Annotated in this window: 1 protein-coding gene; it reads left to right on the top strand. The window is 43.0% G+C overall.

Translation table 11 applies throughout. The features are described 5' to 3' along the window. Window positions 1-558: 558 nt before the first annotated feature. A partial coding sequence (locus AKL11_RS24360) for a hypothetical protein (RefSeq protein ID WP_157673765.1) occupies window positions 559-1,110 on the top strand: 552 nt, incomplete at its 3' end.

The following is a 1,110-nucleotide window of genomic DNA, read 5'->3' as shown; positions in this document are numbered from 1 at the left end:
TGGTATTTAACGTTCATGACGGCTCCATCTTTTGTTGCAGTGGAGCTGTCAGGATAATACAAAATTCAGTCTATCATTTGACGGTGGATGGAGTACTAGTTAAGTGCCATGCTCGGCACACACGCCAAAATGTGCGGCGCCGTAGGCGTCCGGTGCGCAGCACGAACACGATTTTATTGTTAGCTGCGTAAGCCCGTAAAATGGTTAAACTGTGACGAAGACCTGAAGCGAAACTACTGGCAACATTGCACCAAACCAGCAGTTTCTGTCACTGAAAACTCACTGTTTTCCATCAATTGAGCTAGATTTCCTGCTAGCCCCTGAGGTTTGCAAAGTCTCTGTGTTGGACTCCCTACCTGTAGTCACGCGACTTGTAACAGATGGAAAGCTATATAAACACCTCATATTCAGCAAAGAACTGTCAATAAATCGTTTATAGTGTTGGTTATCATGATGGACAATATACACTTTACTCTAGGCACCAACGGTTGCAGCATTAAAGAAAGCGAAATACCGAGCGGAAATTCAACTATACAACCGAGCATGTTCGGAAGGTCAGTGCAAATACAAGAGGCAGAATCAGTAGATTACTTCTACCTGTCGCACGCTGATGAAAACATCTATGACTTGTCGTGTGACTTTACCCAATACTCTTCGGTAGAGCCCATATTCCCAAGTCGTCATACTCCAAATAATTCAGAATATTTTGACCTGCCTGTAACTTACGATGAGCTGGTACCTTTAGAAGATATAGAACCAACATTTTGTTATAACGAAAATGAAGAAGGATCAAATACTGCTTCACACACGAAATCAACGTTTCTCCCAGAGAGTGATTCCATATATTCAGAAGTTGTAGAATCTTCTCGGTTAACTCCCCCCCTACCGACTGATGTACGCATTAGCACTACAGCATATAGACCAGTAGCGATAGTAAAGCCTACACATGAGCACGCTAAACAACAAACTAAAGAAGAAGCTGCAGGGGAATCCACTTGTCCTTTAAATGTCACCAAGCAGTCCAAGAGTCGAAAAGAGTCCCGGAAGGCTTACCAGAAGGCTTACAAACAATCAGAGAAATATAAGGCTTACCAGAAGACTTACCAGAAG

It is taken from the genome of Endozoicomonas ascidiicola (assembly GCF_001646945.1).
Taxonomy (GTDB): Bacteria; Pseudomonadota; Gammaproteobacteria; order Pseudomonadales; family Endozoicomonadaceae; genus Endozoicomonas; species Endozoicomonas ascidiicola.
Note: the sequence above shows the minus strand (reverse complement) of the source record. Positions and strands in the feature narration are given on the sequence as shown.